This is a genomic window from Microcystis sp. MC19 (genome assembly GCF_003019735.1).
In the GTDB taxonomy this organism is placed as follows: Bacteria; Cyanobacteriota; Cyanobacteriia; order Cyanobacteriales; family Microcystaceae; genus Microcystis.
The window spans coordinates 508,312-532,743 of sequence record NZ_CP020664.1; the positions used below are offsets into that span (position 1 = coordinate 508,312).

The window sequence follows — 24,432 nt, forward strand, 5'->3', positions numbered from 1 at the left end:
GGATATTTTGCTTTGGGTGGAGCAAACGGTTAAACAACTGAAAGCAAGAGATTTTGCTAGTTTGGATTGGGAGCATTTGATTGAGGAGGTAGAGGCGTTAGGCATTTCGCAAAAACGGTGAATATAAGGCGCTGTCTTTTCTGGAGGAATGGCCCTATGGGAGGGATTGGCAGAGGATTTTAACGACTGATTTTTGGGAGTGAGGTAGCAAGGCTGTCTGAAAGAGTCATAATTATCAAAAAAATCCCTTTTGCATAATTTTTTTATGGTACAATTGATCGTCAAAGCATAATCTGGCGAGATTTGAGTTAAACTAGAAAGGTTGACTATTGACAAACATCGATCGCACAGGAGCAAATTATGTCTAGAGTCTGTACTATGACGGGGAAAAAGGCCAATAACGCCTATGCAGTGTCCCACTCCCACCGTCGCACCAAAAAATTACAAGAAGCTAACCTGCAATGGAAAAGAGTTTGGTGGTCGGAAGGCAACCGTTGGGTAAAACTACGCCTCTCCACCAAAGCTATCAAAACCATTGAAAAGAAAGGATTAGCCGTCTTCGCTAGAGAAGTAGGCTTAAACTTGAATTTGTACTAATCTAGTAGTTCATAAGTGGAGACAAATCGGCCGTATCGTTGACTCCTGTGCTTTTGATTATTAAGTATTGCAACAGGGCGTGATGTGGGGTGAAAACTACCTTTAAGATTAAAAACTTAAAACGACCTGTTCAGGAGAATTTCAATGTATTCAACCCTATTAATGGCCGCCACCGCCGTACAAGGTTCCAGCGAATGGAGTCCCAAAGTGGCGATTGTCATGATTATCTGCAATATTCTCGCTATTGCTTTCGGTAAAGCGACTATTCAACAACAAAATGTCGGTCCTGCTTTACCTTCCCCCGCTTTATTCGGTGGTATGGGATTAGGCGCTTTACTGGGTACTACCAGTTTTGGTCATGTCCTCGGCGCTGGTGTCATCCTCGGTCTTTCCCGTCTGGGAGTTATCTAAATATGTTTTGATTTTCTCAATCGGTGGCCAAAAGTCACCGATTTCTTTTGTGAAAAATTCTGGACTATACAATAAATATGACTAGGTGCATCTTATCTTTGTGACTTTCTCTCACATATTGGTGAGCAGCAGAAGTTATTAAAAGAGGGCGAATGCCATTCGCCCCTACAATAATATTATCGCGCCAATGGTAGGGGCGCATCGTGGTCAGTGAGTTTATCGAACTGCGTGCGCCCAAATGTAATATAGATATTTCGACCAAATTGAGATGCACCCATTATGACTTTACCTCAAAAAAATTCTTTTTGGTACGATGAGCGATTTCAGAAGATTTTTCTACAGGTAATTATCCTGCTAATTGTCTGTCTAATTTTCTGGTTTTTTGGTCGCAATTTAGTGATTAATTTCCAACGCCTACGCTTAAGTTTTGGCTTTGGCTTTCTCTTTGATCCCGACCGACCAGCCTCTTTTGCTATTGGTGACTCTCCTATTGCCTACAGTCCCACCGATACCTATTTTCGCGCTCTTTTGGTGGGATTGCTTAATTCCCTCCGCATTATGATTACTGGCATATTTTTGGCGATTAGTCTGGGAATAGTCATCGGGTTAGGTCGCTTGTCGGATAATTGGTTAATTCGTCAGTTAGCAACAATTTATGTGGAAACTATTCGCAATACTCCTCTATTATTACAATTATTTTTCTGGTATTTTGCCGTATTTCTGAAACTGCCGAAGATTGAGGACTCTCTAGAGTTTTTTGGCAGGGTGTTTTTAAATAACTCAGGAGTCTATTTACCTTTTCCCGCTAATAGTTTCAGGACATGGTTAACCTTTGCTGTCATTATTTTAGGAATAATTATCTCAGTATTTTCATACCTAAAAAATAAACTTGGTTTATGTATAACTAGCCTACTAATCCTAGCTATAATTCCTCTAATCTGGGGTTTACAATGGCAAAGTCCCCAAGTTAATCCTCTTAATCAAAATATTGACTTTGGTTTACATCTTTCTTCCGAGTTTGCCACCCTCTTAATCGGTTTAACTGTTTATACAGCTGCCTTTATTGCGGAAACGGTACGGGGGGGGATTCAATCGGTTAATCTGGGACAATGGGAAGCAGCTAAAGCCTTGGGATTAAAACCTTTATTAGTGATGAGATTAGTGATTTTTCCCCAAGCTTTGCCAGTGATTATTCCTCCTTTAACTAATGAATGTTTAAACCTTGTTAAAAACTCTAGTTTAGCGATCGCTATTGGTTATAATGATATTTATGCTATCTCTAGTACCATCGCTAATCAGACAGGAAAAGCTGTAGAGATGTTAATAGTAGTTATGGCCACCTATTTATTCTTTAATCTGGTGATTTCTCTGGCTATGAATCAATTAAACCAACGGGTAAAAATTCAGGAAAGGTAGTAACGCACCGGAATTTAGTGATAAATTAATTAATAAACCTCTTGCATAATTAATTTTTGATGGTTCAAAAACGAAAAAAATAAGGATTATTGCCTAAAATCTGTAAATAGACCATTTAATTGATTATTATTCATTCTTAATTCTCCTGACTACTGATTACTGGCTACTGACTCCTAACCCTAACAACAATACGAATTTTGATTTTTACAAGAGGTCTAATGAGCATTAGCAGAATATAAAGCGGTGATAATTGCTGTCACCGCAGGACTAAGACTAGATAAAACCACCACAGAAGCGGTGGCAATGATGATAGTAGTAGCCATTCTCACCATACCATCTGTACCTTTTTGATAGGCATCAAATTTATAATCTATGCGATCAATTTTTTGTCCTATTTCATCTCGCCACTTACTGAATGCGTCTTGTGATTGGCTGAATTTTTCTTGCAAATCACTAACTTCATCACTTAATTGAATCAACGCTTCTCTGATGTCATCATTACTGTGATTTTCGGGAATTTGCATAACCTTAATTAGCAATCAACGAACAACTGCATATATTATAGCAGTTCTTAGCCATAAATTACAATTTTTTATCGGGGGGAGGAGTCAATCGCCAGCGCACTAAAAAACTATCAATATTTTCTAAACATTCTAAGTCATCTTTAGGTAAATAAGAATCTTTTGACAAGAAAGAAAAAGCCTGCTGAAACTCTTGACTATCAGCTTGAATTGGACTAGCAAAATGACAAGGAATAACCTGTTTAATCGGCCATTGGCAAATTCTCTCAACCCATTGACTCACCTCGTCAGTATTGCGATTAAGAATCAAAGTTTGCAAAATTGGCGCGACTATTAACCTCCCCTCTTGACGCAAATTTAAAAAAGTCCTTTGCCAATCATCACCCCATTGAAAAGGGAATAAACCAAAATAGGCTTTTTTACTCCTTTCCTTAGCATTAAAAGCATCTCGAAACACCTTAATCCAATTGGGAACAGCTAAAACAGGAGGTTGAAAATAAAGAGCAAAAAGACAAATTCTCTGCCAACCCCGACGGCGATTTTCTGGAGTATCCTCCACCAGATCCTTAGCACTATTTTTAGCGTGAAACAGCAGCGGATAGGGGTCTAATTCTAAAATAGCGGGAGGATTTTCTGGGATAGAAATAATGCCATCGGTCAGCAGCAAAGTTTGAGAGTAGTGATGAAAAAAAGCCACCTCCGAGAAGTATCCCACATTCAGATCGATTGCGGGTAAGATTTCATAACTAAAATCTTTTGCTAAAGGAGTGGTTGCCGAGTCAGAGGGTAAAATTTCCGTTCGTTTTGCTGGTAAACCCAACCAACTCAAAGGTAAATTAAGAGGAAAACTCCATTGATTAGGAGCAACATAAACTATAGCCTTAGGAAAATAACGGGCAAAAGGACCGACAAAAACCTTATGTTCAATCCCAGAAATCGTCGGCAAAATAATATATTTAACTTCCCCGTGTTCATTTTCCAACTCACGCATTAAGCGAATACATTCCGGAGTCGGGGCCACTGGTGCATAAACAAATAAACCCCCGGATGCTAACTTAATTACCGTCATGCGAATCGGCACAACCACATAGAAAATACCCTGCAATTGCTCAAATGTCCAGAGCGTATCTTTCACCACTTCTTGGCGAATTGTCCGTCTTTGACCATAGGGATAAAGTGGTACAATTGGCCAAAAAGGCCATGATAAATCTTGCGGACTAATTGCGGCTTTTGTCATCGTCTGATTCTATCGCTGAAAATTTCTATTTTAGTTATCATAAACCCTTCTAATCCCCATGACTGATAAACTGCCCATTGATTCTTTGGTCAATACTTGGAATAGTCTCACGGGGGAAGTGATGAAAAGACTCCCCATCGACCAGTTGACTAATACTGTCCTGCAATGGTTTAGTGTTAGTGACACTCAAGTGGCGGAAATTTTAGAAAAAGTCCGTCAAGAATTACCCACCACCGAAGCGCTGTTAATCGGCAAACCGCAAGCGGGAAAAAGTGCGATTATTAGGGGAATAACGGGAGTTTCGGCGGAAATAGTCGGGCAAGGTTTCCGTCCCCACACCCAAAACACCCAGCGCTACTCCTACCCAGCGGAAGACTTACCCCTGTTGATTTTTACCGATACGGTGGGGTTAGGGGATGCCTATCAACACACAGACACAGTAATCGCGGAATTATTGGCAGATTTAAGCGAAAACACGGGACGCGCCCAAGTTTTTATCGTGACGGTAAAAATTAATGATTTTGCCACCGATAGCCTTCTGGAAATTACCAGACAATTGCGGCAAAAATATCCTAAAATCCCCTGTTTACTGGCTGTCACCTGTCTTCATCAGCTTTATCCTCCTAATACCGTTGATCATCCCCCTTATCCTCCCGATTTCGAGGATATCAATCGCGCCTATCAAGAAATTAAAGAAACTTTTAAGGATTTATACGACAATTCTGTGCTGATAGATTTCACCCTAGAGGAAGACGGTTATAACCCCGTTTTTTACGGTTTAGAGGCATTTAGGGACAATTTAGCCGATTTATTGCCAAAAGCCGAGGCTAACACCATCCACCAACTTTTGGACCGGGAAACCAGCAATAAATTAGGCCATCTCTATCGGGACGTGGCCCGACGCTATATGTTGGCCTTTTCTGTCATAGCGGGAACCTTGGCGGCGATTCCCTTACCCTTAGCGACTATGCCAGTGTTAACCGCCCTACAAGTGTCAATGGTGGGGGTTTTAGGCAAATTATACGGTCAAGTCTTAACTCCATCCCAAGCCGGTGGAGTCGTCAGTGCGATCGCTGGCGGCTTTTTAGCCCAGGCCATCGGCCGGGAATTGGTGAAATTTATCCCCGGTTTTGGCAGTGTTATCGCCGCTTCTTGGTCCGCTGCCTATACCTGGGCCCTAGGAGAGGGCGCTTGTGTCTATTTTGGCGATTTAATGGGGGGTAAAAAACCCGATCCTAAGAGGATTCAAAGGGTGATGAAAGAGGCTTTTTCTGCTGCCCAAGAAAGATTTAAAAATGTCGCTACGGGAGGAGATAAAATGTAGTTATTAGCCCCTTAAGTGTTGGAGATGAAGCAGCCTAAGACAAGTAGCATATCTTCAAGTTAGCGAGATTTTAGTAATATTCGTCAGCTTTAGCCCCAGTGGAAATTTACTTGGGCTTTTCAACCAGATCTATGGTTCAATACAGTTGAATATATCCCGTTCAAGTAATAGACAAAACATATCAAAAATGTGCCATCAGTTTCAGTGAGTAGCAGTATAATGGCTTTATGCAGTTTGACTGGGATAAAAATAAGGCAGAACGCAATCTATCAAAGCACGAAGTCTCAATTGAGGAAGCAAAAACTATTTTTGATGATTCTCTCTATGTTGAATTCTACGATACAGATCATTTAGAAGGAGTTGATATTATGTTAGTTAAAGGAATTAAAAAAGGCAAAATTATTGAGTTATTAGAGGAAGTTGATTTTCCCGATAATGAAGAGATATTAGTAGAAATTAGAGAGGTTAATGATTTTTGGTCAGCCTTGCAAGATTTTAGGCAAAGGGTAGATTTGGCAAGTCTTGATGATGATACTTTTGATAATTTACGGGACAAGTCAACGGGGAGAGATGTTCATTTATGACTCTCAAGTATTTACTAGATACTAATGTTTTGTCAGAGGCTAAACGACCTCAACCTAATCAGAAGGTCATGACAAAGCTCAGGTTATCTAAACGGGAAATAGCCACAGCTACTCTGGTTATCCATGAGCTATTATTTGGTTGTTTTCGACTTCCTTTGTCCAAAAAACGCCAAGACCTAGAAGATTATGTAAATAATGTTATTTTAGCCAATCTACCTTTATTCGATTATGACTTAAAATCAGCCCAATATCACGCACGGGAAAGGGCAAGGTTATCTAAAGTTGGTAAGAGTCCTGCCTTTGTCGATGCTCAAATAGCGTCTATTGCTTTTACCAACAATTTGACTTTAGTTACCAATAATGTTGACGATTTTAAAGATTTTCAGGGTTTAGTGATTGAAAATTGGTTTCTCTAATCTAGGGTAAGTGCATCTTGACAATCCTTGACAAAATGAAGTTTATTGAGGTTGCTTACCCAGAGGACAATTCAGGCATATTTGATTATAATTTGCCATCTCAATTGTTAAGCAATAATCGACCAAATGGGTCGAGTTCGTAACTTTTATGATTGACTGGTATTACTTGAAATGCCTACACAGCAAGCGACTCACAAAATTGGCCAATTGTCAATAGCGTTTGAGATACGCTCACCCTGTCTTTTTAATCTACCCAGAGAGTTTACCAGTATCATGATATAACCTCACTTAAACTATTGATTTCTCACTCCTTTTTCTCTGTTCCCTGTTTTCTCAAACAAGAGACTTGGTACTTCAACAGGATGAGAATTGCTATAATTGAATTAATAGTTAGGGGACAAAATTATCCAAAAAGAACACAATGACATTTTCACAACGAAAAAATATTCAACCGACGGAGGTTCCTGTCCAGATAGATTCTATGGATAGGGGATTGCGTAATGGGTTATGGTCTGCTATATCATTAGCATTTTTAGAACCGGTTTCTTTTTACTACACAAACAATTGTAGCCATGCGATTGTCTTAAGGCGGTTATGGCATAATTATTTTAAGATGCCACTTGATGAATGCCCAACTTCTTGGCCTAAACTTGTTGCATTTATCCGTGAGCGTTTTTTCCAGTTTAAGTGGTACGAGGTTTACGATTTCATCGAATGCCTGATATATTCTTTTGATGAAAAGGACGAAAACATAGTTAGGGGTATGACCGAATTTATGAACAGTGTTATGGAACGAGACAACTGTGGCTATAGAATTGTTGATGGAAAGGTAGCAGACTTAATTGATGAACATACAATAGATTCTATTGAAAATGCGGCAAACCAAAATCGGTTTGCTGGTGCTGCCACACATATAACAACATCCGTTAGATTTCTTTACGATAGAGAAGACCCAGATTATCGTAATTCAATAAAAGAATCTATATCTGCGGTTGAATCTGCCTGTAGAGACTTTACGGGTGATCCAAAAGCTACACTTGGGAAATCAATCAAGAAAATTGAAGAAATCGGGTATCTTCATCCTGTTCTAAAGGAGGCTTTGTCCAAGTTATATGGATACACAAGCGATGAATCGGGAATACGCCATGCACTGATTGATCATAGCGCCGCAACAAAAGATGTTGCCGTATTTATGCTTTCGGTTTGTTCAGCATACATTAATTACCTCATAGCCAAAAGTGCCTCAAGGCGATAGCGTTGTAGTACCTTAAACCCTATACTTTACCCACAGTTAAAAACGAAAGGAAAAAGGCAGTAAATCCGAGAGATTAAAACGATAATTTTGCTGGGTTCCACAGATAATAATCTCTGCTTGCGGCGCTAATTCGGCTATCCATTGACGACAGGCTCCGCAGGGAGTTAACTGACTAATATCATCCTTGTCCACCCCATCGATACAGGCTATAGCGATCGCCCGTACTTCTCGATCGCCCGCCGCGATTATTTGCGCTAAAGTTGCCCTTTCCGCGCATAAACTCAAGCCATAACTAGCGTTCTCCACATTAGTACCAGCATAAATCTTTTTATTTGTCAAGACCGCTGCCCCCACGCGAAAACGGGAATAGGGAGAATAGGAAAGTTTCGCCACTTCCCGAGCAGTGTCACAGAGTTGTTGTCTTTCTTGTTCAGATAGGGTCATCGGCTAGATAGCATCCGAGGCAACTTTGATTACTTCTTAATTATCCCTTTGGTCGTGCTTTGATGACATCCGAGCAAGACGGCCATTTGCCGTTGAGATAAATTTCCCTCTTGACTAGGTTGGTAGAGCAAGTTTCTTTGTTCTATGTTAAGGTGTTGGTGGCTTAGTTTTTGGGATTTGTTGTTGCATTGATCGGACAATACCTCATGAGCCTTTCTCTGTCAACTCTTAAGGAGTCGTGCGTTTCATTTTTGAATTGGCGATTTAAGATCAGTTTTGTTTAAGTATCTTTTACCATGACTTCTACATCGAACTTTCAGCCGACGATAGTCTCAGAGTTTTAGCCGACCTAGAACTCAGCCTAGTTGCTCATTTTCACCGCAAAAACTGCATCCATAAATTTATCGCCGAATTTTAGCATGGAAATTGACACAATACTGCAGCAAATTGATATTGGAGAAGACCAAGAATATGAGTTTAAATCAGCCGAGGGAGGCTTGCCAAAAGACATTTGGGAAACTCTTTCAGCTTTCGCTAATACCGATGGCGGTTACATTATTTTGGGTGTTAGCGAAAAGAAACCTAGATTAGAAATTACAGGAGTGCGTAACCCTAAAAATCTTCAACAAGAGTTTTGGGATAACCACAACAACCGACAAAAACTGAATATATCTATCTGTTCTAATTCAGACGTAGAAGTAAAAAAGATTAATGAATATCAGCTTCTCATTATTCATATTCCTAGAGCTACCCGAACTCAGCGTCCTGTATATATTAACAATAACCCAATGACTGGTACATATAAGCGAAATTATGAGGGAGATTATCGCTGTCATAAGGAGGAAATAGAGCAAATGTTTCGCGATGCCAGCAATGAACCTCAAGATTTTCAAGTTTTAGATAATTTTAATCTCAACGATATTGATCCTGATACTCTGAAAGTATTTCGCCAACGGTTCAGCAATCGCGAACCCGATCATCCTTGGTTAGCATACAATGATCAACAATTACTCCATCAGTTAGGAGGATGGCGACGAGATAGAAATTCTAGCAAAGAAGGATTAACTGTAGCGGGTTTACTCATGTTTGGACGAGAACGCAGTATTTTAGATGCTTTCCCCCATTATAGTCTCGACTATCAGGAAAAATTATCTGATGATCCTGAAAAAAGATGGACATATCGCTTAACTCTTGATGGTAAATGGGAAGCTAATTTACTTAACTCTTATTATCGTGTTTATGGCAGATTAATTAATAATTTAGATGTTCCTTTTCAATTAGACAAAGATGCCGTTCGTAAAGATGAAACCCATGTTCATGAAGCTTTAAGAGAGGCTTTAGTTAATACTTTAATCCACGCCGATCACCAGTCGTCACGGCCTATAAAGGTGGTAAAATCTATCGATGGCTATCTGTTTTCTAATCCCGGTCGTCTGAGAATTCCCCTACAGCGTCTCTATGAAGGCGGTACTAGCGATCCTCGTAATCCTCATCTACAAAAAATGTTTCAAATGCTCGGATTAGGTGAAAAAGCTGGCTCTGGATTTGGGAAAATTCTTCGTGCTTGGAAAGAACAACAATGGTTGAGTCCCCTAGTTTCGGAAAAACTTGACCTAGAAGTTACATCTGTTAATTTACCGATGACAAGTTTTATTCCCGAAGCAGTTGAAGTGGAATTAAAAAGGATTATCGGGGATGCTTACCGTCAGTTAGGTGATCTTGATAGGATAATATTAGTATTAGCGCATCAGTTTGAGGAAATTAGTAATACTGACATTCAGCGTTATCGATCAGAACATCCCAGAGATATTAGCGAACGCCTTCGTAATTTAGTTCAAAATGGCTGGTTACACCAGTCAGGTAAGTGTCGGGGAACACGCTACACCCTACCGAACCAGAATTCTTCAGCGCAACTTTCTCTATTACCAAGCTCCGAACATTACCCACCAAGCTCCGAACATTACCCACCAAGCTCCGAACATTACCCACCAAGCTCCGAACATTACCCACCAAGCTCCGAACATTACCAACAGTTAGAGGCAATTGCTGAACCCATACGCAGAAAAGGCCGCATTAGTAAAGACTCGGTACGAAAAGTGATTCTTGAACTATGCTCCCAACAATATCTACCCCTCGGAACATTAGCTCAACTGCTCGGAAGAGAACCTGATACTATTCGTAATCACTATGTCAACCCGATGATAGATGAGGGATTGCTGGAGCTTAAACACCCCCAACTAAGGAACCATCCTCAACAAGCTTATCGAACAGTATCTCGATCGCATTTCCTATCAGCGCAAGATGAGTAAACACCCGCTCCTCAAATCCGAGAGATTAAGGGGACTACATCGGCAAGCCACTAATTTAGCGATCGATAGCTAACTTACCACTTAACATTTCCCTGACAATTTTAGCGGTAGCGGGGGCCAATAAAACCCCGTTGCGGTAGTGTCCCGTGGCCAGAATAACGTTATCGTATCCGGGCAAATATTCGATGATGGGAGCGGATTTTTTCTCCGGTCGCGGTCGCTTACCGGACCAAGTACGCACGATCGCACCCGCGGCCAAAGAGGGACAAAAAGTGATCGCCTGTTGATACACTTGCTCTAATAGGGCAGTATCGGCGATAATTTCGCCCTTTTCGTCCATAAATTCCACCGTTGCTCCAATCCAGTATTCTGCTCGGGCCAAAGGCAGAATATGCAGGTCATTTCCCGTTAAAATCGGCTTAAAATCGGAACTTTCTAAGGGTTGCGTCAATTTTATCTGTAAAGCTTGCCCTAAAACCGGTCGAATCTCCACTGGATGGGTAAGAGTTTCGGTTAAAGAAGTGGCACCGATTCCCGCACAAAGAATCAAAGAGTCGGTTTTCTCTATACCATTGGAACTATAAACGTGGGTGCATTGCCTCAAATTAGAGTCTTGAAGCTCTGTCTTCCCGAAATTTTCAACTTTTACCCCAAATTGACATTTTACCCCCCTTCTTGCCGCAGCAGTGACGAGAGCCTCCGTGAGCAGGACTGGGTTAATTTGATGATCACTGGGAGAATAGATAGCACCCTGGAGATGCTCCCCGGCCACCTGGGGACATTTTTGCTTCAAAGTCTCTTTATCCCAGATTTCTAGACAATATCCCTGTTCTTGGCGGATTTGGGCTAACTTGCGCCAATTTTCTTCGTCTTCGGCACTCGATCGCAGGAGGACAATACCATCACGGTTACAGGGAATAGTCAGTCCGGTGAGGGATTCTAGCTCAGGAAGGAGGGTTTCGTAACGTTTTAAACTTTCTTGCCGCAGTTTCCAGGCTCTCCCTTTGGTTTTATGGCTGATAATCCCCATTAAAATCCCTAGGGCAGCCCCAGTTGCTCCTTGTCCCGGTTTTTTTTCATCGATGAGGGTAATTTCTAATCCTTCGATGGCACTTAATTCGTAGGCAATGGTGGCCCCCACTATCCCCGCACCGATGATGACAATTTTAGTCATAAACTCCAGAGGCTATTTTTCTAGTGGGAATAGGACTAAAAAAGGGTTGAACAGGTTTCAACCCCGATAATTAATTACAGAACCCTGAAAATAAAAGGATAACGGAAAACCTTATAGGCATCTTTCCAGACTTGCAGGATAGCAAGAATGGGAAGAACAATATTCACCACAGCAAGAATCGGTAAGAGCAAATAACCGATTAAAACCCAAACTAGAATCCCGGCAATTAGGTAGTATAACCACATATTCAGGTGAAAGTTTAAAGCTTCTTTGGCGTTTTCCTTCACCGTTCCATCATCGGAAATGAAATAAATAGCTAAGGGAATCCCCACCGATACCAGCGTAGCACTCAAAAAGATCGAAGCATGACAAGCCACAGATAGGAGTCTTTTTTTGGTTAAATCTTCACTCATGACCATCGGGTTTATCCCCCTAAAATTGGCGGAGAAAGCGGATATCGCTATTATAACAACGGCGAATATCGTCTATCTCATGTAATACCATAGCAAATCTTTCCACGCCAAAACCAGCAGCAAAACCCGTATAGATTTGGGGGTCATAACCGACTGCTTTTAAGACATTGGGATCCACCATACCACAGCCCATCACCTCCAACCATTTGCCTTTCCACTGTACATCTACCTCGGCCGAGGGTTCGGTAAAAGGGAAGTAGGAAGCGCGGAATTTAACCGGTAAATCGGCCCCAAACATTTGCTTAAGAAATTCTTTAATTGTTCCTTTCAAATCCGTAAAGGTTAATCCCCGGTCCACCGCTAATAATTCCACTTGATGGAAAACCGCGGAATGGGTTGCATCCACGGTATCGCGACGATAAACCCGGCCCGGGGCCACAATCCGAATCGGGGGTTCGTGACTTTCCATGTAGCGAATCTGCACCGGGGAGGTATGGGTCCGCAATAAACGACCATCCCTCAAGAAAAAAGTATCCTGCATATCCCGGGCCGGATGGTCAGCAGGGATATTTAAAGCCTCAAAATTATAATAATCGCTTTCTACCTGCGGCCCAGTGGCGATGGTGTAACCCAGACCGACGAAAATATCGATCATGCGATCAACTGTGCTATTTAAGGGGTGAATTCGCCCTAAAGGACGGCTAAGAGCAGGCAGGGTGACATCGAGGGTTTCCGCCGCTAATTTCGCCTTAATTTGGGCATTCTGGAGACTTTCTCGCCGGGATTCCAGCAGCGATTGTACTAATTCTTTGACCTCATTAGCGATCGCACCTAATCGCGGTCTCTCTTCGGGGGTTAATTTGCCCATTTCCCGTAAAATCTGCGATAATTCTCCTTTCTTACCCAGATAATTCACCCTTAGCTGTTCTAAGTCTTCTAGGGTTGTTGTTTGTTCGATGGAATTTTCCGCTTTCCCTGCCAGGGTTTTTAGGGCAGTTTCGATCGGATGGGGGGATAAACTCATAATTAGGGCATTTTATAGGGCAGCATTCTAGTCTAGTTTATCTGCTCGGGTGGCGAGAGCGGCAGCATCGATCAAAGCTAATAGCTATATGCTAGGATGGAAGTTGAGAATAAAAGTCGGCACTGCGGCTCGTTGTCAGTATTAATGGTCAAAGCGTTTCTGTTTAGTATTGGTTCAGCTAGTTCCCGAAATCTTGGTTCTCTAAAAATCTGTTGTTTTTATCTGTGCAAGGATAGCTTTTATGTCAATTTATGTTGGTAATCTCCCCTTCGAGGTTAACCAAGAAGACGTAGTGGAGGTTTTTACCGAATATGGTAAAATTAAGCGCGTTCACCTTCCTATCGACCGGGAAACGAAAAAAAAACGCGGGTTTGCTTTCGTAGAAATGGAAACCCCAGCGCAAGAATCGGCCGCTATTGCCGCTCTTAACGGTGCCGAATGGATGGGACGAGAATTAAAAGTCAATCAAGCTCGTGAAAAAGAACCCAGACCTTCCTTCGCTGGCGGCGATCGTGGTCGAGATCGTCGCTACTAATCCCCGATCGTAACCATTCTAGGTTATCGGAGGTTTGGTTTTAAAACCCCCTCCTCAAAGGACGGCTTTGTGGTAGAATGTTTGCAGGTGGTTCCGACCGTGAGAACGTGAGCAAACAGGTTAAACGTCCTACTCCGTCATCTCAAAATTTCTGACAGTCAATGGTGTTCAATTAAGTCCAAACTGTCAGAACGCCAAACAATTAAATACTGTGGGACACACAGAAATTTACGCTTGGGGAGTAGTCCATAAGAGTGCTGGCCTTATAGGTGTAGTCGGACTAGACATGAAACTGTAAGACCAAAATTAGCGTTGCTAGTAGAGGCAGGATTCAGCCCAAGAATCTCCGCCCGAAAAGTGCGGAGAGTGTCAATGTCAATAGGGGAAGCGAGCGCTCGTTTCCCCGCTTGTCTATCTATTATCCCAAGGAGATTCTTGTGGCTAAACGTCGTAATTTGAAAAAAGAAAAAGCTGAACGCAACCGCGCCTACGCTCGTCAATTCCGGGCCGCGTCTAATCGTACCACCACCAGAGGAGGTAGAGGCGGTTATTCCAGCGATCAAAGACAATCTTCGGAAAATGAAGGGGCAGCCGATACCTAATCTGCTGACTTAGTTAATCTAGCAATAAAAGCCCTAGCCTCGCTTTTATTGCTGACTATTCCATCTAAAGTCGCCCCCAAGACTGCCGCAAGTAACGATTTAAACCCGGGACCCGGTTGATAACCCAAAGCTTTTAGGTCATTGCCGTCGATAGGAGCCTCAATCTGCGACCATTTAGTTAAATATTGCCAGATTAAAGCCCGCATCCTAGTCTGACTCCTCACCGCCACCAGTAACAAACTAGGAACCTGATAACCCTTGAAAAAGCTGACGATTTGACTAATGGGTCGATCATAAGCAAAATTATTGCTAATCTCCTTTTCCATAACTTCTAGTTTTTGTAAACGCCCCAGACTATCTTTGGGCAATTGTAAATTATTAGCGATCGCTATTCTCTCCCCCACAGCCAGAGAAGCGATTAATAATTCCAAGCGCATTAACCAGGCATTCACCGGCAATTCCAGACTTAAACAATCTAACCAACGACTGAGACAGCGCAATTGTCGCCATAAAGCCCGATTTAAACTTAAATCCCCGTGTAAACAGTGCAAAGCCCCCAACTCAGCCAACTTTTCTAAGGCAATTTCCCAGTAATCCGCCTCTAAAATATAATTCAACTCCGCTTTTAAACGGGACTGTAAAGCAGGTGCATTCTGATTTTGTTGCCGTGAGCGCTCATAAACTCCACTTTCGATCGCATACCTAATATAGCTTTCTGTCAAGGGTTCAATAACAAATCCTAACCGAGTGGCAAAACGCACCGCTCGATAGATACGCGTCGGATCCTCGATAAAACTATTAGCGTGGAGAACCCGGATTTGTTGGGCGCGTAAATCCAACGTACCGCCAAAAAAGTCGAGTAATTCCCCCTCTTTCGGCGAAGTTAGGCGAATTGCCAGAGCATTAATCGTAAAATCCCTTCTATACAAATCCTGTCGAATCGAACTAGCCTCCACTTGGGGATTGCTGGCGGGATAGGGATAGAATTCCGTGCGTGCCGTGGCGATATCCACCCATAAAGAGCCAAAACGCTCATCTTTGTGCCATAACAAAGCCGCCGTCTGAAATTCCCCGTGAATCGATAACCGGGCCCCCGGATAAATTTCCTGTAAACAATTAGCCAATTCCACCCCCGCACCCACACTGGCGGCACGATGGCAGCCATCCACCACTAAATCGATATCCTGTAACAATAAAGTATCCCTTTCTGTGGCTAAAAGTAAATCACGCACCGCACCCCCAACCAGATAGAGATGCCAACCCCGTTGTTGAGCGGCAGTGGCGGCAGCTTGCAGGAATGACCATAAAATCGGCTCTAAACGCTCTTTAATCGCTGGTAAAAGACAGGAAACCAAAGCAACCCCTTCAAAGCGCACCCGCTCATTTTGATGGATCTGTCTTAATACATCTGTACGAGTGACGATACCGACTAACTGCCCGTTTTCTAGTACAGGTAAACGCCCTAAATCATACGTTACCATCAGTGACTCGATTTCCTGAAGGGAAGTGTCGGGGGTAATAGTTTTCGGATTACAAGTCATGTATCCCTTCACAGGAGCGTGAGAAAAGCCGTGATGGAGAGCTAAATCGAGGTCACGACGAGAAATCACCCCAACTAAGCGATCCTGTTCATCTACCACCGATAAACCCGAATGGCCGTAACGGAAAAGGATGCGCTCGGCTTGAGATATAGAAGTATCGGGACGAATTGTTCGCACTGGGGAAGACATTAAATCCCTCGCGGTGGGAGAAGGAGGAATTTGGGCAATTAAGTCCCCCAGCAGTTGGTTTAACTGTGGTGCCGGCTGAACATCGCGAAAACTCACCGAAGCGGCCTGAGCATGACCACCGCCGTTATAGGGGGAAAAAAGCTGATATAGATTCACTCCATCGATCCTAGAGCGACCAATCACAGTTAAACGCTGTCGGGAATTATCTTCCTCGTCTTTACTATAACTATGGCCAAAAAGTAACGCATCACTATCGGATAATTCCATTAGGCGCTCGGCTACACTAGACAAACCGGGGATAAAATCGGCACTATGGAGGAGAACGTGGGCGATTTTACGGTCATGGATCGTTTTAATCTCTAGATTTTCCCAGGCAAGGCTAAATAACTCCTGTAAGCGCGGGGAAAAACTCGGTTGACAGTATTGGGCGATCGTTTTAATGTTAGCAGCACAGGTCATTAACCAAGCCAAAGCATAGGCATCCCTGGGGGTACTACCGGCAAAAGTCAGGGAACCCGTGTCAACGTGAATACCGAGCGCCATTACCGTCGCTGCCATCGAGTTTGGTTTAATCTGGGCTTTTTGTAAAGCTTCGACAATTAAAGTCGTGGTGGCTCCCACCCCTTCTAAATGGACGCTAGAGGCATGAATATCACTTTCACTATCCAAATGATGATCATACAATTCGATCGCCTGTAAATGGTCTAAATCGAGCCACTGGGAAGCTTTTCCCAGACGCTCCCGCCACTGATTATCAACGATAATTAAAGAGCGAATACGGGCCGGATTGACACTCCGCATTTCAATTAAAGCGAACTCATCCCGATGCAGGGCTAAAAATTCCCTCACTGTTGGGTGCGCTCCCCCCGTTAACACAATGCGACTACCCGCTTTCAGCAACGATAAACCCACCGCTGCCCCCAAAGCGTCAAAATCCGCCGTTTGATGACATAAAATTAAATCCATATTTTTTAGTAAGGAGAAGTTATCGAGATTTTTTCTGTATCTATTGTTACTAAATGCTCGGAAATAACCGGGTCAAGAACTATAAGTTAGCAAATCATGACTGAGAGAAACCGATGTTGTTCAAAATTTTAGTAATTCTCCACACCCTAGGGGCGACCGTCTGGGCCGGTGGTCATTTATTGTTGGCAGTCACCGTTCTACCCCAGGCCCTCAAAAACCGAGAACCAGACCGAATTCGTCAATTTGAGCAATATTTTGAAGGTTTTGGGTTATCTGCGCTATTGTTGCAGGTGATAACAGGCCTAGGACTGACTTGGATTTATTTGCCCGGATTTCGTGATTTTTGGTCATTTGATAGTTTTTTGTCGGTTTATATAGGAATTAAGTTAGCTTTACTGCTCTTAACTCTCATCTTGGCCCTTCATTCCCGCTTTTTTCTCCTTCCTCAACTGAGCGAGGAAAACTTAAATTTCCTCGCCCTGCACATAGTCGCCGTCACCACTCTAGCAGTATTATTCGTCATTTTCGGTGCCGGCATCCGTTTGGGGGGCTTGACCATTAGCTTTTAGCAGTTCAGCAGTCTGGAGACCTTTATAGGCTAGGTTTGGCGAAAACGCCAAAATAGGCTAATCTGGGTAAGGGATCATAGAGAGTCCCTTTTCCCACCTAACCCTTGCCCTGCTGTTGTTGGCAAGGATAGACAATGGAAAAAAGTTTTCAGCCCCGCTGCGGTTAGATAGTCACTGGCAGTAAAATTAATATGCTCGTGGATTCGGTCCGACGGGGATATATCCTTTAAACCCTGATTCAGGCAGGAGTTAGAGGAAGGATCGTCCAGTTAAGGTTGAGTGGAAGCGAGGCTCTTCCATACAAGTATCAAATCTGGGAGAATTATCTAAATAAAGATCAACTGCTTTAGGAGAACCCAATCATGTCTATTGTTTTTCAATTTTTTCTCATTGCCCTAGTTTTATTTTCCTTGCTGATGGTAATTGGTGTCCCCGTTGCCTATGCTTCCCCCCAAAACTGGGACCAATCGAAACCCCTTCTCTATCTGGGTTCGGCAATTTGGGCAATTTTAGTGGTTGCCGTCGCTATTTTAAACTTTTTAGTGATTTAGCCTTGATCAGCAGTCAGGAGACAGGAGGAGATAGGGTGATAGGGTGATGAGACAGTTTCCCCACCTCCCCACTACCCCATCTCCCCACCTCCCCACACCCCACACCCCACACCCCACACCCCACACCCCACACCCCACACCTTATGACTGTTTTTGAGGGAAATTTTACCGAGGATATATCCTCTTTGCGCTTTGCGGTCGTGATTGGTCGTTTTAATGATCTCGTCACCGATAAACTGTTATCAGGCTGTCAAGACTGTCTCAAGCGTCACGGGGTTGATGTTAATCCCGATGGCACTCAAGTGGATTATATCTGGGTACCGGGTAGCTTTGAAGTGCCAATGGTAGCCCGTCAAGTCGCCCTTTCCCACCGTTACGATGCCGTTATTTGTCTAGGGGCAATTATTCGCGGCCAAACGCCCCATTTTGACTACGTTGCCGCCGAGGCCGCTAAAGGTATCGCTGCGGCCGCTTTTCAGACGGGTGTTCCCGTTGTCTTCGGTATTCTCACCACTGATACTCTACAACAGGCTCTCGAACGGGCCGGTATTAAAAGTAATTTGGGCTGGAATTATGGCCTATCTGCCCTAGAAATGGCTAGTCTCATGCGTCAATTGCGTCCCCGGGATGAAGATAAACCCCTAGAATTATTGCAAAATAATCCCCAACAGGCACTGATAGAAGGCTAGGAAAATTCCGCCAGCATTGAGGGTTTTAGCTGTCCCCACTCCCCCGGAGTTCCACTGATGAGCGAAGCTGAACAGAACAAATATATTAACCAACTCAGACGGCAATTAGTCAACGCTGTCGAGAGGATCAAGACTCTGGAATTAGACCTAGAACCAGAGGGGCGGATTACAGAAGCTTTTGAGGCTATGGAACGGCATATAGATGAAAAATTTGCCGCAGTGGATGAAAAATTCGCCGCCATTGACAAGCGTTTTGATCGCTTGGAACATCAGTTCAACCGACTACAGGCGAAGATAGAAGTGGTTCTCGAAGCTATTACGGGTTTGGGGGACTTGCCGGAAAATGAATCATTGTAAAAAAATACTCCAAACCACTTGACAAATGCGCTGAGATTTGGCAAGATTGGAAGAGTGCGAAAAAAAAGGCTTGCGGGCATAGCTCAGTGGTAGAGCGTCACCTTGCCAAGGTGAATGTCGCGCGTTCGAATCGCGTTGCCCGCTTAGAAAAATCAGGAAATAAATCTTAATATTGGGGTGAATAATTCAAAGGCATCCCTTAAGATGGGAATTACCCGTGAGCAATAGGGTTGAGGATTTGGGGCAACCGTTGAATCCCTTAGCTATTGACCGCAGGCGACTAAAAACAACCGTTTATAAACAAAAATTTAGCTTGTGCGACCGTATAAATATACCAAAATCGACCAACACCAAGACTATCCCTGTCCCTGTCGTCGGAAAGGGAGATTATGCCCAATTTTATTGACCGATGCCTTTGGTTGCGATCGCTGTCAACAGATATTTGTGCTCCAGGAAAACGGTCAAATTATCGAACAATTAGCCCCCCACTATCCCTATAAACGCACTTGGCGCTGGACGGGATTTCGTTGGGTGAGTACCAATCAGCGCCTTGGGCAAGAGGTATTACCCCTGATGATGGGGATAATTCTGTTATTATCGATCGTCTGGCTACCCTTAATTTTAAAATCACCGCCGGGGGTAAGCGTAATTTTTGGGGCAATTCTAGTTATGCTATTAGTTATTTTGCCTGCGTTCATCTTTTGGTTAGCCTATCGACGCTAGACAACAATCAATCTATCAATTTATGAGCGAAAGTTCCCCCAAAACCCCCCTGACGATCTTTAAGCAAGCATACAATGCTTTTCTGGCTCTAGGTCAATTTAATGGCAACGAAAGAAATCGCGGGGTAATTGCGATCGCTAAGGGCATTAAAACTGGCTTTGATCGCATTTTAGAAGCCAATACCCTCGATTTAGAAGTCAGTCGAGAGATGGCTGTCTCAGAACAAATGATTCGCTGGTTAAGGTTAACTCCCGAACGTTTAGAGACGACGGTGGAGGTATTACAACAACTAGCGGAAGCATCGGATCCGCTGCAACAGGTAATTAACGCGGCCTATCAACTTAATCCTTCCCAAACCTATTGCCAAAGGATGCCCTTAGGAGTGATTGCCTTAGTCTATGAAGGTTTTCCGGAATTAGCGATGGTAGCGGCGGGATTTTCCCTAAAAAGTGGCAATAGTTTGATTATTCGCGGTTCCAATGCTTCTAGTCATTCCGATGGGGTGATTACGGAAATTATCCAAGAAGCATTGCAAGATGTGGGTTTACCGCTGGATTGTCTGAGTGGTTTACCCTGTGATTGTAGTCCCTCCCTAGAGGAGTTAGTGACCCAGGAAAATTATGTTAATTTGATTATTCCCTACGGTCGCCCTAGTTTAATCGGTCAGGTGAGTCAATTGGCCACGGTTCCCGTTTTGCGTGCGGCCATGGGAAACTGTTATTTGTATTGGTCTCCCAGTGGCGATTTGGAGTTAGCCCGTCAGGTAATTATCGATAGTCATGGCAGCATACCCGATCCGGTTAATGCGATCGAAAAAGTTTTAATTAGTCCCCATCAGAATTCTTCGACTTTAAGTCGTTTGTTTAAAAGTTTGCAGGAAAAAGGCTTTAAATTGCGGGGGGATACCCGATTAGCGGCGGATTTTCCGGAACATTTAACCATGGCCACCGATAATGATTGGCAAAGACCCTATTTAGAAAAAACGGTGGCCTTTAGGTTAGTGGATACCCTTACTGATGCGATCGCTTGGATTAATAAGTATAGTAGCGGTCATGCCGATTGTATTGTCACCGAATCCTATCGAGAAAGTCGTCAATTCGCCATGGAGTCCGATAGTGCTTTAGTTTATATCAATTCTTCCCCCCGATTCGATCGCAATCCCAAACAGGGAGAATCGGTATTTTTGGGCATTTCCAACCAAAAAGGCCAGCGTCGGGGCTTAATCAACCTAGAAACCTTTACCACCCTTAAACAGGTGGTGCAGGGGTAGTTGTGGTCAACTGGATATTGTTAGGGTTGGCCGAATAAATCTAAAAACCTTATCCAACAAGGTTTTTAGACTTTTTTTCCCTCAAAAAGTGCCGACCCTTGGAGTGATACCAAATCCGTTTTTAATAGTGTGATTAACTCTCAAGTTATGAATTGTTTCTCCCCACACCCTGCCCCCACGAAAAACTTTTTGCCGCAAACCCTTGTTAAGTCGAGCGCGAGAGCAGAGAGGAAGGGGAATAACTTCGGACAGTGAGCAGCAAGGGCAAAATTTTGTTCTTAGCTGATCTGGGGGGGTTCTTCTTGACCCTCTTGGGAGGGCCGAGGGAGCGAACTGGGTTGAGGCTGAGAGGTCCAGTCGATTCGCTCCCCAGCGATCGCACCCAAGCTCCGACCGATCTCTGCCCCCGCCGCACCGGCCACGAGCTTACCGATCGCCCTCCCGACCAAAGCACTTCCTGTTTCCCCGACAAAACTACTGCCCGTCTTGATCGTCCAATCCCTCACGTCTGTCTGCTCGGGGGAGGCTTCCTCAGAGGGCTTTCCTTGCCGCTCCACTTGTTGATTAAAGGCAACCGCCGTATTTTCCCCTAACTGTCCCCCGAAAACCTCTCCGGCCAGAGCGCCTACCATGCCGCCCGCGGGCCCGGCGATGACCGTCCCCAGAATTGCGCCGCCCGCCGTCCCCAGGGTTTCACCGAGCTTCTCGCCGCTTTTCTTGCTCAGGTGTTCTGCGATCTCGATGGGATTTGCTCCCGCCTGAGCCTTGCCGGGCTCGGGGTGGACAATTTCGTGGGTGACATCATAGCCTAACTTTGCTCCGGTGGTGCTGCCGGCAAAAGCACCCACTTGAGCGCCCAAAACCGCCCCCCCTGGTCCGAGTGCCGAACCAATCGCCCCGCCGATCACGCCGCCGGCCACTTGTCCTGCCGACATTCCCAGGAAAGCGCCGCCAACGGCCGCCGGATCCACTGCTTGGCTGATTTGGCTGGCGATTTGCCCGGTGGCCGAGACGACGGAGTCGGCGGTTGCCGTTGCCTTTTCCAGGGCGGTCTGCCCCACTTGACTGGCCTGTTCGGTCAGGGGTTTGACTGCTTCCACCGCCGTTTCCATGAGAACTTGGCCCGTGTCTTGGGTAGCTTTGAGGAGGGGGTTAGCGGCTTCGAGAACGGAGTCGCTTGCTGCCTGCCATTGCTGGGCGGCCGCTTCGCCCGCGGTTTTTGCCGCCCGAGCGATCTGGTTTGCCACTTGCCCGGCAGCGGCCAAGAAACTGGCGGGATTGTGAGTAAATTTTTCCCCCGTTGAGGCGGATGAATCTGAATTGGCCATTACCTCTATCCTCCTGAGATTACCCCCGGAGCTACCGGGTTGGATCATTATTTGGCAAAAATTAGAACTGCCAAGAGTTTCAGCTATTTTAGCCTATTTCCTTGGCTTTGGATGGACTCAAAGACTTGTAGAATGGACATTATAGCAATTTATGTCTTAGGATATAAATCAAAACAATCGGCTATTTTGCCCTTAATTTATACCTATAAACTGAAATTACTGGGCTTATTTTTCTGCTCTTAATTCCTTCTATTATCATTATGTCAGATCATCAAGCTAGTTATGCTGTCAATGCAATGTTAGGTCGATTGTATTTGAAAAATAAGGCGTTTCAGTCCCTAAGTTTTGAGGAACAACAGTCGATAGTTTTGGACATAATTAAAGAATCATACCTTTGCGATGTCAATATCGGCGAAATTCTCAGTAATGAGTGTTTTTCTGATTTTGACGATGTTGACGAACAGAGAACGATAGCAACGATATTTCAAATTTGTTCCTACTGTGGTCAAGCATCAGCTAACGTACAAGACTATGGAGATTATTTTAGCAAAGCAGGAATTTGTTCCGATTGTCTTGCCAAACATTTCCCCGATAGTTAAGTAGGTAGGCACAATTATTTGTAGGATGGGTTAGCGGTAGCGTAACCCATGCGGGCGTTGGGTTTCATGCTTCAACCCAACCTACGTTTATTTTATATTTAATTCCACCCACCTACTTATAGGAGATAATTTAATCTCAACCTAGGGATAATCAATATTCAACAATTGTTGAGGAAGGAAGACAAGAAGAAGCCATCAATTTGCTTCTAAGTCAATTAAATCGGCCTATAGGTGGCATTGCTGCCGAATTATCTGCCCATATCCCCAGTCTTTCCCGATAAAATTTATAAAACTGAGGATAAGCTTGATTAGATTTTCGGTCAGTAGAGAATTGAGAACAATGGCGAGAAAATGAGCGTTTTTAACTGAAATTACTGTCCAAATAAAACCGAACTATTGCCGGCTCCTTGGAACAAGATCCAAGTCATCAGCAGATTAGATACAAAAATCGCTAAGAGCATAGTGACTACGGCTGCGGTAGTAGCTTGGCCGACTCCTTTAGCACCGCCATCGGTCGTTAAACCCCAATTACAGCCGATAATCGCGATTAAAGCCCCAAAAACCAACCCTTTAACCGGTCCACTCAGCACATCTCCCACACGCAGGAAACCGCGAACCGAGTCGAGAAAAACTGAATTGGCAATGCCGTATAAACTTTGGCCGACCAGCAAACCGCTACCCAAACCGATCAGCAACGCCATAACACTCAAAGCGGGAACCATCAGACAACAGGCAATTAAACGAGGCAGCACCAGATACTCCACGGGATCGGTTTTGAGCATATAGAGTGCGTCGATCTGCTCTGTCACCTTCATGGTACCGATTTCCGCCGCAAAAGCCGATCCTACCCGACCGGCTACCACGATCGCCATCATAATCGGACAGAGTTCCCGACCGAGAGCAAGGGCCAAAATTCCCCCCACCATACTGCCGGCGCCCAAGGCTTGGAACTCCCGGGCCACTTGGATGGTAAAGATCATGCCGATCACCGCAGCCGTGATCATAGCGATAATCAGTGAGGCGGGCCCAGCTGCCACCATTTGTTCTTGAGTGACGCGCCAATCGGGTTTGCGCGTGAATAGGAAGTAAAAAACCCTGCCGGTTAATAGTAGCGCTAACCAACAGCGCCGAAACCAAGAGCTTAATTCCTTGCTAAAAATTGCCAATAAATCCTTCATGGCCCTCAAAATCGATCGGACTAGAGAAAAGTCTATCCTGTTTTGTCTTCTAACTCCCATTTTCTGCCACGCTATGGATAGCGCAGAATTTTTATCTCAAATGTCGGGGTGGAGACCCTCGCGCTTAGTGGGACGGGATAAAACCCCGACCAATATAAAACAGCACTTCGACACATTTCGACACATTTCGATATGCTCAATAGACCTCTT

Annotated in this window: 28 protein-coding genes, 1 tRNA gene and 2 pseudogenes; 21 read left to right on the top strand and 10 right to left on the bottom strand. The window is 44.1% G+C overall.

The genetic code is table 11. The annotated features are described in order from the left end of the window. Nucleotides 1–7 precede the first annotated feature (7 nt). The 4 genes from B5D77_RS02645 (at nucleotide 8) to B5D77_RS02660 (ending at nucleotide 2,424) form a co-directional block, all read left to right on the top strand. The gene (locus B5D77_RS02645) at nucleotides 8–121 is read left to right on the top strand and encodes a DUF29 family protein (RefSeq protein ID WP_255348754.1); all 114 of its coding nucleotides are present in this window, start codon (nucleotides 8–10) and stop codon (nucleotides 119–121) included. A gap of 239 nt (nucleotides 122–360) precedes the next feature. Beyond that, on the top strand, nucleotides 361–597 hold the full coding sequence (gene rpmB / locus B5D77_RS02650) for a 50S ribosomal protein L28 (RefSeq protein ID WP_004160843.1): 237 nt from the start codon (nucleotides 361–363) through the stop codon (nucleotides 595–597). A gap of 144 nt (nucleotides 598–741) precedes the next feature. Next, on the top strand, nucleotides 742–1,008 hold the full coding sequence (gene psaK, locus B5D77_RS02655) for a photosystem I reaction center subunit PsaK (RefSeq protein ID WP_002760753.1): 267 nt from the start codon (nucleotides 742–744) through the stop codon (nucleotides 1,006–1,008). A 279-nt stretch (nucleotides 1,009–1,287) separates the two neighbouring features. Beyond that, nucleotides 1,288–2,424: an amino acid ABC transporter permease gene (locus B5D77_RS02660; RefSeq protein WP_008200927.1), complete on the top strand. Its 1,137-nt coding sequence runs from the start codon at nucleotides 1,288–1,290 to the stop codon at nucleotides 2,422–2,424. Nucleotides 2,425–2,639: 215 nt separating this feature from the next. Here the strand turns inward: B5D77_RS02660 and B5D77_RS02665 are convergent, their stop codons facing one another. Then, nucleotides 2,640–2,948, bottom strand: coding sequence for a hypothetical protein (locus tag B5D77_RS02665; protein WP_008200926.1), 309 nt, complete (start codon nucleotides 2,946–2,948; stop codon nucleotides 2,640–2,642). A 58-nt stretch (nucleotides 2,949–3,006) separates the two neighbouring features. Further along, the gene (locus B5D77_RS02670) at nucleotides 3,007–4,182 is read right to left on the bottom strand and encodes a DUF4336 domain-containing protein (protein WP_106908228.1); all 1,176 of its coding nucleotides are present in this window, start codon (nucleotides 4,180–4,182) and stop codon (nucleotides 3,007–3,009) included. A 58-nt stretch (nucleotides 4,183–4,240) separates the two neighbouring features. Between B5D77_RS02670 and B5D77_RS02675 the strand changes: the two genes are divergently transcribed. The 5 genes and pseudogenes from B5D77_RS02675 to B5D77_RS02690 all read left to right on the top strand — a co-directional run bounded on the left by B5D77_RS02675 (nucleotide 4,241) and on the right by B5D77_RS02690 (nucleotide 7,761). Then, nucleotides 4,241–5,506, top strand: coding sequence for a YcjF family protein (locus tag B5D77_RS02675; RefSeq protein ID WP_106908229.1), 1,266 nt, complete (start codon nucleotides 4,241–4,243; stop codon nucleotides 5,504–5,506). 227 nt (nucleotides 5,507–5,733) lie between these two features. Then, nucleotides 5,734–5,817 (top strand): annotated as a pseudogene (locus B5D77_RS27915) (hypothetical protein); the annotation flags it as partial. 57 nt (nucleotides 5,818–5,874) lie between these two features. Beyond that, nucleotides 5,875–6,090 carry a hypothetical protein gene (locus tag B5D77_RS27920; RefSeq protein ID WP_024970209.1) on the top strand — a complete coding sequence of 72 codons (216 nt, stop codon included), beginning with the start codon at nucleotides 5,875–5,877 and terminating at the stop codon, nucleotides 6,088–6,090. Further along, nucleotides 6,087–6,506 (top strand): type II toxin-antitoxin system VapC family toxin, encoded by a 420-nt coding sequence (locus tag B5D77_RS02685; protein WP_008200920.1) that lies wholly within the window; start codon nucleotides 6,087–6,089, stop codon nucleotides 6,504–6,506. Before B5D77_RS27920 ends, B5D77_RS02685 begins: the two co-directional genes overlap by 4 nt. 421 nt (nucleotides 6,507–6,927) lie before the next feature. Continuing rightward, entirely contained in the window at nucleotides 6,928–7,761 is an 834-nt protein-coding gene (locus tag B5D77_RS02690; RefSeq protein ID WP_106908230.1) for an AbiJ-NTD4 domain-containing protein, read from the top strand. Nucleotides 7,762–7,797: 36 nt separating this feature from the next. Here B5D77_RS02690 and cdd read toward each other — a convergent pair whose 3' ends face one another. Both cdd and B5D77_RS02700 read right to left on the bottom strand, forming a co-directional pair. Continuing rightward, entirely contained in the window at nucleotides 7,798–8,205 is a 408-nt protein-coding gene (gene cdd / locus B5D77_RS02695; protein ID WP_008200919.1) for a cytidine deaminase, read from the bottom strand. Then, nucleotides 8,204–8,405: pseudogene (locus B5D77_RS02700) on the bottom strand (helix-turn-helix domain-containing protein); the annotation flags it as partial. The gene cdd and the pseudogene B5D77_RS02700, both read right to left, overlap by 2 nt. A gap of 219 nt (nucleotides 8,406–8,624) precedes the next feature. Here B5D77_RS02700 and B5D77_RS02705 point away from each other — a divergent pair. Beyond that, on the top strand, nucleotides 8,625–10,514 hold the full coding sequence (locus tag B5D77_RS02705; protein ID WP_004157927.1) for an RNA-binding domain-containing protein: 1,890 nt from the start codon (nucleotides 8,625–8,627) through the stop codon (nucleotides 10,512–10,514). Between the two features lie 55 nt (nucleotides 10,515–10,569). Here the strand turns inward: B5D77_RS02705 and B5D77_RS02710 are convergent, their stop codons facing one another. From B5D77_RS02710 to pheS, 3 genes are all read right to left on the bottom strand, one after another. Further along, complete coding sequence (locus B5D77_RS02710; RefSeq protein WP_106908231.1) at nucleotides 10,570–11,688, bottom strand: FAD-binding oxidoreductase; 1,119 nt, start codon at nucleotides 11,686–11,688, stop codon at nucleotides 10,570–10,572. 74 nt (nucleotides 11,689–11,762) lie between these two features. Then, nucleotides 11,763–12,107 carry a DUF4870 domain-containing protein gene (locus B5D77_RS02715; protein WP_080754337.1) on the bottom strand — a complete coding sequence of 115 codons (345 nt, stop codon included), beginning with the start codon at nucleotides 12,105–12,107 and terminating at the stop codon, nucleotides 11,763–11,765. A 13-nt stretch (nucleotides 12,108–12,120) separates the two neighbouring features. Continuing rightward, nucleotides 12,121–13,125: a phenylalanine--tRNA ligase subunit alpha gene (gene pheS, locus B5D77_RS02720; RefSeq protein ID WP_008200909.1), complete on the bottom strand. Its 1,005-nt coding sequence runs from the start codon at nucleotides 13,123–13,125 to the stop codon at nucleotides 12,121–12,123. 241 nt (nucleotides 13,126–13,366) lie between these two features. Between pheS and B5D77_RS02725 the strand changes: the two genes are divergently transcribed. Both B5D77_RS02725 and B5D77_RS26135 read left to right on the top strand, forming a co-directional pair. Further along, a complete protein-coding gene (locus tag B5D77_RS02725) occupies nucleotides 13,367–13,660 on the top strand; it encodes an RNA-binding protein (protein WP_008200907.1) in 294 nt (97 codons plus the stop codon). Nucleotides 13,661–14,097: 437 nt separating this feature from the next. After that, nucleotides 14,098–14,262, top strand: a complete 165-nt coding sequence (locus B5D77_RS26135) for a hypothetical protein (protein ID WP_002733784.1) — start codon at nucleotides 14,098–14,100, stop codon at nucleotides 14,260–14,262. Here the strand turns inward: B5D77_RS26135 and B5D77_RS02735 are convergent. Then, nucleotides 14,259–16,958 carry a CBS domain-containing protein gene (locus tag B5D77_RS02735; RefSeq protein WP_106908232.1) on the bottom strand — a complete coding sequence of 900 codons (2,700 nt, stop codon included), beginning with the start codon at nucleotides 16,956–16,958 and terminating at the stop codon, nucleotides 14,259–14,261. The two genes, B5D77_RS26135 and B5D77_RS02735, sit on opposite strands and share 4 nt — an antisense overlap. 113 nt (nucleotides 16,959–17,071) lie before the next feature. Here B5D77_RS02735 and B5D77_RS02740 point away from each other — a divergent pair, with 113 nt between their 5' ends. The 7 genes from B5D77_RS02740 to B5D77_RS02770 all read left to right on the top strand — a co-directional run bounded on the left by B5D77_RS02740 (nucleotide 17,072) and on the right by B5D77_RS02770 (nucleotide 21,117). Beyond that, a complete protein-coding gene (locus tag B5D77_RS02740) occupies nucleotides 17,072–17,527 on the top strand; it encodes a CopD family protein (protein WP_008200901.1) in 456 nt (151 codons plus the stop codon). A 362-nt stretch (nucleotides 17,528–17,889) separates the two neighbouring features. Then, nucleotides 17,890–18,078: a photosystem II reaction center protein PsbZ gene (psbZ, locus tag B5D77_RS02745; RefSeq protein ID WP_004160875.1), complete on the top strand. Its 189-nt coding sequence runs from the start codon at nucleotides 17,890–17,892 to the stop codon at nucleotides 18,076–18,078. Nucleotides 18,079–18,221: 143 nt separating this feature from the next. Continuing rightward, nucleotides 18,222–18,767, top strand: coding sequence for a 6,7-dimethyl-8-ribityllumazine synthase (gene ribH / locus B5D77_RS02750; protein ID WP_008200898.1), 546 nt, complete (start codon nucleotides 18,222–18,224; stop codon nucleotides 18,765–18,767). A 57-nt stretch (nucleotides 18,768–18,824) separates the two neighbouring features. After that, on the top strand, nucleotides 18,825–19,124 hold the full coding sequence (locus B5D77_RS02755) for a hypothetical protein (RefSeq protein WP_008200896.1): 300 nt from the start codon (nucleotides 18,825–18,827) through the stop codon (nucleotides 19,122–19,124). Between the two features lie 72 nt (nucleotides 19,125–19,196). Next, a tRNA-Gly gene (locus B5D77_RS02760) sits at nucleotides 19,197–19,268 on the top strand. 171 nt (nucleotides 19,269–19,439) lie between these two features. After that, nucleotides 19,440–19,847, top strand: coding sequence for a hypothetical protein (locus B5D77_RS02765; protein ID WP_008200892.1), 408 nt, complete (start codon nucleotides 19,440–19,442; stop codon nucleotides 19,845–19,847). 22 nt (nucleotides 19,848–19,869) lie between these two features. Beyond that, nucleotides 19,870–21,117, top strand: coding sequence for a glutamate-5-semialdehyde dehydrogenase (locus B5D77_RS02770; protein ID WP_008200891.1), 1,248 nt, complete (start codon nucleotides 19,870–19,872; stop codon nucleotides 21,115–21,117). A gap of 278 nt (nucleotides 21,118–21,395) precedes the next feature. Here the strand turns inward: B5D77_RS02770 and B5D77_RS02775 are convergent, their stop codons facing one another. Further along, the gene (locus B5D77_RS02775; RefSeq protein WP_106908233.1) at nucleotides 21,396–22,445 is read right to left on the bottom strand and encodes a cell envelope biogenesis protein OmpA; all 1,050 of its coding nucleotides are present in this window, start codon (nucleotides 22,443–22,445) and stop codon (nucleotides 21,396–21,398) included. A gap of 260 nt (nucleotides 22,446–22,705) precedes the next feature. Here B5D77_RS02775 and B5D77_RS02780 point away from each other — a divergent pair, with 260 nt between their 5' ends. Beyond that, nucleotides 22,706–23,044, top strand: a complete 339-nt coding sequence (locus B5D77_RS02780; RefSeq protein ID WP_106908234.1) for a hypothetical protein — start codon at nucleotides 22,706–22,708, stop codon at nucleotides 23,042–23,044. Nucleotides 23,045–23,208: 164 nt separating this feature from the next. Then, the gene (locus B5D77_RS26880) at nucleotides 23,209–23,325 is read left to right on the top strand and encodes a DUF4351 domain-containing protein (RefSeq protein ID WP_071989031.1); all 117 of its coding nucleotides are present in this window, start codon (nucleotides 23,209–23,211) and stop codon (nucleotides 23,323–23,325) included. A gap of 90 nt (nucleotides 23,326–23,415) precedes the next feature. Here the strand turns inward: B5D77_RS26880 and B5D77_RS02790 are convergent, their stop codons facing one another. Then, nucleotides 23,416–24,222 (bottom strand): MlaE family lipid ABC transporter permease subunit, encoded by an 807-nt coding sequence (locus B5D77_RS02790; RefSeq protein ID WP_008200884.1) that lies wholly within the window; start codon nucleotides 24,220–24,222, stop codon nucleotides 23,416–23,418. Nucleotides 24,223–24,432 lie beyond the last annotated feature (210 nt).

Coding starts and splice junctions, on each gene's coding strand:
- rpmB (WP_004160843.1), top strand. CDS start 361: ATGTCTAGAGTCTGTACTATGACGGGGAAAAAGGCCAATAACGCCTAT.
- psaK (WP_002760753.1), top strand. CDS start 742: ATGTATTCAACCCTATTAATGGCCGCCACCGCCGTACAAGGTTCCAGC.
- B5D77_RS02660 (WP_008200927.1), top strand. CDS start 1,288: ATGACTTTACCTCAAAAAAATTCTTTTTGGTACGATGAGCGATTTCAG.
- B5D77_RS02665 (WP_008200926.1), bottom strand. CDS start 2,948: ATGCAAATTCCCGAAAATCACAGTAATGATGACATCAGAGAAGCGTTG.
- B5D77_RS02670 (WP_106908228.1), bottom strand. CDS start 4,182: ATGACAAAAGCCGCAATTAGTCCGCAAGATTTATCATGGCCTTTTTGG.
- B5D77_RS02675 (WP_106908229.1), top strand. CDS start 4,241: ATGACTGATAAACTGCCCATTGATTCTTTGGTCAATACTTGGAATAGT.
- B5D77_RS27920 (WP_024970209.1), top strand. CDS start 5,875: ATGTTAGTTAAAGGAATTAAAAAAGGCAAAATTATTGAGTTATTAGAG.
- B5D77_RS02685 (WP_008200920.1), top strand. CDS start 6,087: ATGACTCTCAAGTATTTACTAGATACTAATGTTTTGTCAGAGGCTAAA.
- B5D77_RS02690 (WP_106908230.1), top strand. CDS start 6,928: ATGACATTTTCACAACGAAAAAATATTCAACCGACGGAGGTTCCTGTC.
- cdd (WP_008200919.1), bottom strand. CDS start 8,205: ATGACCCTATCTGAACAAGAAAGACAACAACTCTGTGACACTGCTCGG.
- B5D77_RS02705 (WP_004157927.1), top strand. CDS start 8,625: ATGGAAATTGACACAATACTGCAGCAAATTGATATTGGAGAAGACCAA.
- B5D77_RS02710 (WP_106908231.1), bottom strand. CDS start 11,688: ATGACTAAAATTGTCATCATCGGTGCGGGGATAGTGGGGGCCACCATT.
- B5D77_RS02715 (WP_080754337.1), bottom strand. CDS start 12,107: ATGGTCATGAGTGAAGATTTAACCAAAAAAAGACTCCTATCTGTGGCT.
- pheS (WP_008200909.1), bottom strand. CDS start 13,125: ATGAGTTTATCCCCCCATCCGATCGAAACTGCCCTAAAAACCCTGGCA.
- B5D77_RS02725 (WP_008200907.1), top strand. CDS start 13,367: ATGTCAATTTATGTTGGTAATCTCCCCTTCGAGGTTAACCAAGAAGAC.
- B5D77_RS02735 (WP_106908232.1), bottom strand. CDS start 16,958: ATGGATTTAATTTTATGTCATCAAACGGCGGATTTTGACGCTTTGGGG.
- B5D77_RS02740 (WP_008200901.1), top strand. CDS start 17,072: ATGTTGTTCAAAATTTTAGTAATTCTCCACACCCTAGGGGCGACCGTC.
- psbZ (WP_004160875.1), top strand. CDS start 17,890: ATGTCTATTGTTTTTCAATTTTTTCTCATTGCCCTAGTTTTATTTTCC.
- ribH (WP_008200898.1), top strand. CDS start 18,222: ATGACTGTTTTTGAGGGAAATTTTACCGAGGATATATCCTCTTTGCGC.
- B5D77_RS02755 (WP_008200896.1), top strand. CDS start 18,825: ATGAGCGAAGCTGAACAGAACAAATATATTAACCAACTCAGACGGCAA.
- B5D77_RS02770 (WP_008200891.1), top strand. CDS start 19,870: ATGAGCGAAAGTTCCCCCAAAACCCCCCTGACGATCTTTAAGCAAGCA.
- B5D77_RS02775 (WP_106908233.1), bottom strand. CDS start 22,445: ATGGCCAATTCAGATTCATCCGCCTCAACGGGGGAAAAATTTACTCAC.
- B5D77_RS02780 (WP_106908234.1), top strand. CDS start 22,706: ATGTCAGATCATCAAGCTAGTTATGCTGTCAATGCAATGTTAGGTCGA.
- B5D77_RS02790 (WP_008200884.1), bottom strand. CDS start 24,222: ATGAAGGATTTATTGGCAATTTTTAGCAAGGAATTAAGCTCTTGGTTT.